This window comes from Wolbachia endosymbiont of Drosophila bicornuta, assembly GCF_028982105.1.
Taxonomy (GTDB): Bacteria; Pseudomonadota; Alphaproteobacteria; order Rickettsiales; family Anaplasmataceae; genus Wolbachia; species Wolbachia pipientis.
In genome coordinates this window covers 1-5,194 of the sequence record NZ_JAPQLF010000085.1, presented here as the reverse complement: position 1 = coordinate 5,194, position 5,194 = coordinate 1, and the positions used below count along the sequence as shown (strand labels likewise).

Below are 5,194 nucleotides of genomic sequence, written 5' to 3'. Positions count from 1 at the left end.
CTTTCTTTGTTCATTTGCCAGCTTAACAGCTTCCAATTTGAATTCTGCCGTATATTCTCTTACCATTTCTAATCCTCCAAAATTTTATTTTACCCAAAAAAACTCTTTTCTTTCTCTCCACTTTTTCTGGGTAAGGTCAAACAATGACTATGCAAAAAACCTAATAACATGTATAATCTATAAATAATTTCTGAGGTAGATTGTGAAACTAGGTGTTAATATCGATCACGTTGCAACCCTCCGCAACGCACGCGGAACTTCTTATCCAGATCCATTGAAAGCAGCAGAAATAGCCATTGACGCTGGAGCAGACTTTATTACTGTACACTTACGAGAAGATAGAAGGCATATTAGAGATGAAGACGTATTTAACCTAAAAAAAAGCATTAGCACTGAGTTAAATCTTGAAATTGCAGCCACGGAAGAAATGCTTGAAATAGCAAAAAAGGTAAAACCCTATTCGATTAGTATAGTGCCAGAAAAAAGAGAAGAATTAACAACCGAAGGTGGCCTGGATATCGTGAATATGCACAGTAAACTTTCTAGTATAATAGAGGAAATGCATAGCTCTAGCATAAAAGTCTCACTGTTTATCGATCCAAATATTGATCAACTAAAATATCTTGAAAAGCTAGGGACAAAACCTGACATGATAGAAATTCACACAGGGGATTACTGTGATAATCCATCAGAAAAAAAGTTACAGTTAATTACTAATGCTGCAGAGTACGTCAATAAATTAGGAATAGAATGCCACGCAGGACATGGCATAACTCACAAACACGCTAAGAAGATGACAAGAATACCTCACATCTCAGCTCTTAACATAGGCCACTATTTAATTAGCGAAGCTGTATTTTACGGCTTACACAGCGTAGTAAAAACAATGAAAATGACAATGTCTAACTAACTGCTGCTTTTTCCTTCTCATTTAAAATACTTAAAAGAGTTTGGCTTGCTTTAAATTTTACCCTTGTCTTTTTAGGAACAGTCATGATCTCACCACTTTGGGGGTTACGACATTGTTTTTCCTGACTGATAGCAGTAGAAAATGTTCCTATTCCATGCAAACGTATTTCACCTTTCCCATGCAGCTCATTCTTTATTATTTTAATAAACGCATCATGAATCTTGCTCAAATCAGATTTTGTTATATCTATATTCTGACTAGAACAATCTTCCTTTAATTGTTTTATTACATCTTCTTTACTCATAAATTACCTTAATATTGAAAAAATCACATAAATAGCATATTATGTTGACACCGATAGTCAACTAAATTCATCACAAAAATAGAGGATATCATACATTTTTGCAAATATTTGTATAATACTTACAAAAAAACACCCCTATAAAATAACTATCTCTTAGAAAATTGACACTTTTTCCGAGCTTTATGTTGACCATATTTCTTACGTTCAACAACACGTGAATCTCTAGTTAAGAACTCACCATTACGTAGTATAGAATGCAAATCTTGGCTTACACTACTTAAAGCTCTGCTTATTCCATGAGCTAGAGCACCTGCTTGACCAGATAGCCCTCCACCTTTTACAGTTGCAAATACATCGTATTTATCCAACGTGGAAGTTGCAACAAATGGCATTTTTACTATTTGGCACACTGACTCTCTTTTAAAATAAGAAATTAGATCGCCTTTTTTGTTAACACTAAATTTTCCACTCCCCGGCTTTATCCATACTCTTGCTACAGATTCTTTTCTTCGGCCTGTAGCATATAAACGACCAAGCGAATCAACTGCTGATTTAATTGTCTTTTCTGACCAATCATTGTTATTTATTGTAGAACTCTTCATTTTTACTCCATTACTTTTTATTTTTACAATTCAAAGAGGCAAAATCTATCTTTCCAGGTTGCTGTCCTTGATGCTTATGTTCTGAACCAGAATAAATATACAAATTTTCAAAGCGTCTACGTGCCATAGGCCCATCATCAAGCATCCTTTTCACTGCCATTTCTATTACACGCTCAGGAAATTTGCCATTTAAAATATTATCTGGAGTAGTTTTCTTCAAACCACCAGAATAACCTGTATGCTTATAGTAAATTTTATCTTTAAGCTTCTTTCCGGTGAAATGCACCTTTTCTGCGTTGATAATAATTACATTATCGCCACAATCCATATGAGGTGTATACTCAGGTTTATGCTTTCCACGTAATAGTGTCGCTACAAATGCTGCGAGCCTTCCTACCACTAATCCTTCTGCATCTATGACAAACCATTTTTTGTCGATTTGTTTCTCTTTTAAGAAAAAAGTTTTCATTGTAATTTAACTAAACAATAGTAATCTACTGTATACTTAATTTCTCAATAGTGTCAACAATATTACTTATTGATTATTAAAGTAATTTATGTTAGTAATTGAGCTGCGCAACCAATATGCACAGGAAGTAGAATGTTTCGATTGATTATCACACTTGCGATCATTTTTGGTACTATAAGTTGCTGTGCAACCGATGTGGGAGAAGTGATAAGCAAAGCCATCAAAAATAGCTCAAAAATAAAGTCTCAATTTTACCAATATAAAAGCGCAGAAAAACACTATAAATCTTCTGGGTTAGCTGGATTTTTACCTGACATTAGTTTGCAATACAATTTTGATAGTAATTTTAATATTATTAACAATTCACAAGGCTCTGGAAAACGCCTGATATTAAGCCAAAGGATAATAGATGGCGGTGGTACCTTTGCCACATTCAGTCGATCAAGCCATCTTCTCAAAGCAGAAAAGATGCGATTTCAGCAATTAAAACAAGAGCTTGCACTTAATGCTGTGAAAGCATATGTTAATGTTTTACAAAAGACAGAAATATTAAAGCTCAGAGAACATAAAGAGCGCGTTTCTTTGGAACATTTGTCAGCTATGAAAAAACGCTTTTCCCTTGGAGAGGTAACCAATGCCGAAGTTTTGTTAGCAAAAGCAAAATTTTCGTCTTCTATATCCGAAAGAGTTGATGCTGAAGGTAAATTAAAGTTGGTAAATATTGCTTATTATCATTTGATTGGCGAAGATGCTGATGACCTTTCTGAAGCTAATGATAAACTACCTTCTGTTCCAGAGCTAAATGAATGTTTACAGTTAGCAAAAACCAATAATTTATCTCTAAAAGCAGCAGTTTATCAAAAAAGAGCAGCCGGAATGGAAGTGATTGCTGAAAGCTCCAAGTGGCTTCCTTCTTTAAATCTAAGTGCAAGCAAAAATTTTGGGGAGGATGGTATGAAGGTAGACAAACTATTAGAAAATGTTCATGTAGTTTTTACTCTTGATGTTCCAATCTTTAAGAGAGGAGTTAATGCTTTTGGTGTCAGTAAAGCTAAAATGGATGCAAAAAAATCTACCTACGATTATTATGAAACGGTAAAAAATATAGAACAAGCAGTTGTAAATGCTTGGAATAATGTGTTGACAGCAAAGGCCATTATCAAAGCAAGTCAAGAAGCGGAAAAAGCAGCAGCTCTAGCATTGGAAGGAGTTGAGCAAGAAGTAAACTTAAATTTAAAGAGTACATCTGACCTTTTGGACACTGAAGATGCATTATTTAAAGCACGTTCAGACTTAGTTGAAGCAAAAAGCAATTATGTGATTAGTGTTTACAACTTGCTTTTTATGATAAATAGTATAGACCTCTAAATTTAATGGTATTAGCACTATGCATGATGAACAAGGCAATCAATCTGTAAAAGATATCCTAGAAGATATAAAAAAAGCTATATCGGGTAAAAACGCGAGTAACGATAAAGCAGAAATAAAGGATGAAAATGATGATGTGCTATACCTTGAGGAAGAGTATCCAGAAGAAATAGAAGAAGATGGCAAAAAAGAAAATAATGAAAAAGAGGACATTGATAATGATGACCAAAGTGAGGAAATGGCTTGCAACAATAACCAATTTAATGGCCATAGCTACAATTCAGAAGAAAAAAAAGATATTTATTTGTACGATAATATCCAAATGAGTAATAACAAAGCGAGTAATAGCGGCTTACAAGCGCAAAATAACGATCATCTAATTTTAAAAGAGAATATGGAAGAGATCAAAGCGTTGCTTGGAAAAATGCAAAACGAATTACAGCATAAACAACAAAAAAAAGCGAACCTTACTGTTGAAGAATTAGTTACATCTCTTTTAAAACCTCAGCTCTCAGAATGGCTGAATAAATATCTACATGCACTGGTAAAAGAAGTAGTTGAAAAAGAGCTTAAAGATATAATCAATAATAAGTAGGGTATTAGCAATAAAAACTAGAGTAAAGACGGCTAGAGGCAGAAAACTATCTTCAACAAGGTGGCTACATCGTCATTTGAATGATCAGTATGTGCAAAAAACTAGCAAGGATGGTTATAGGTCACGCTCAGCATATAAGCTGGTAGAAATGGATAACAAGTTTAAATTATTCCAAGAAGGGCAAAAAATTATTGATCTTGGTGCTTCTCCTGGTGGATGGTCACAAGTTGCATCTCAGAAAGGTGCAAATGTGGTTGCTCTTGACATAAAACCAATGAACGCAATTAATGGAGTAGAGTTTATACAATGTGATATTATCAATGAGTTTGAAATTTTAAGAGAAAAATTCAAGGATCAAAAATTTGATGTAATTTTATCTGACATGGCGCCCGAATCTTGTGGTTTAAAATCGTTGGATCATATCAGAATTATGCTTTTATGTGAGGCAGCGCTCAATTTTGCAAAGCATTTCTTGAGCCATGGTGGCACGTTCGTAGTAAAAATTTTCCAAGGAGAATCTGATAAAGATTTTTGTAACGAGCTAAAAAAAATGTTTAAAACAGTAAAATACTTTAAACCAAAGTCAAGTAGATCTGAATCTACAGAAATGTATTTGGTAAGTTTAGGCTTTATTGGCAGCAGACTTTCTATATAATATTAATCCATGTAGCCCACAGAAACGAAAAAACTTCCTTGACAAACTCCGCCAGCCCCCTTATCATGAAACTGAAGCTATTGTATTTGCTTTCGCCAATCTGCAGATTAAAAGGTAAGGATTACTTAATGTATCTGCGTCTTATGTTCAATTTTTTGCAGTATATAGATACTGTGTGTCTTTACAAAACTTCATCTGCATCTAGATTTTTATCTAAATAGGCTGAACGCGCTTATAAAGCGTTACAAGACATCAAAAAATGCCAATACTCGACAGAGATAGTAAAAGACT

General features: G+C 34.1%; 7 protein-coding genes. 4 read left to right on the top strand and 3 right to left on the bottom strand.

Features of this window, described 5'->3' with window-relative positions; translation table 11 throughout:
* Window positions 1-202 precede the first annotated feature (202 nt).
* Window positions 203-910, top strand: coding sequence for a pyridoxine 5'-phosphate synthase (locus tag OZD68_RS02355; RefSeq protein ID WP_182309519.1), 708 nt, complete (start codon window positions 203-205; stop codon window positions 908-910).
* Here OZD68_RS02355 and OZD68_RS02350 read toward each other — a convergent pair.
* From OZD68_RS02350 to rplM, 3 genes are all read right to left on the bottom strand, one after another.
* On the bottom strand, window positions 903-1,214 hold the full coding sequence (locus tag OZD68_RS02350; RefSeq protein ID WP_182309518.1) for an HU family DNA-binding protein: 312 nt from the start codon (window positions 1,212-1,214) through the stop codon (window positions 903-905). The genes OZD68_RS02355 and OZD68_RS02350 overlap by 8 nt on opposite strands.
* Window positions 1,215-1,360: 146 nt before the next feature.
* Window positions 1,361-1,816, bottom strand: coding sequence for a 30S ribosomal protein S9 (gene rpsI, locus OZD68_RS02345; RefSeq protein WP_006279875.1), 456 nt, complete (start codon window positions 1,814-1,816; stop codon window positions 1,361-1,363).
* A gap of 10 nt (window positions 1,817-1,826) precedes the next feature.
* Entirely contained in the window at window positions 1,827-2,285 is a 459-nt protein-coding gene (gene rplM / locus OZD68_RS02340; protein ID WP_182309517.1) for a 50S ribosomal protein L13, read from the bottom strand.
* A 132-nt stretch (window positions 2,286-2,417) separates the two neighbouring features.
* Between rplM and OZD68_RS02335 the strand changes: the two genes are divergently transcribed.
* From OZD68_RS02335 to OZD68_RS02325, 3 genes are all read left to right on the top strand, one after another.
* Window positions 2,418-3,653, top strand: coding sequence for a TolC family protein (locus OZD68_RS02335; protein WP_182309516.1), 1,236 nt, complete (start codon window positions 2,418-2,420; stop codon window positions 3,651-3,653).
* 19 nt (window positions 3,654-3,672) lie between these two features.
* Window positions 3,673-4,248, top strand: coding sequence for a PopZ family protein (locus OZD68_RS02330; protein WP_010082598.1), 576 nt, complete (start codon window positions 3,673-3,675; stop codon window positions 4,246-4,248).
* Between the two features lie 76 nt (window positions 4,249-4,324).
* Window positions 4,325-4,903, top strand: a complete 579-nt coding sequence (locus OZD68_RS02325) for an RlmE family RNA methyltransferase (RefSeq protein ID WP_015588787.1) — start codon at window positions 4,325-4,327, stop codon at window positions 4,901-4,903.
* The last annotated feature ends 291 nt before the right edge of the window (window positions 4,904-5,194 follow it).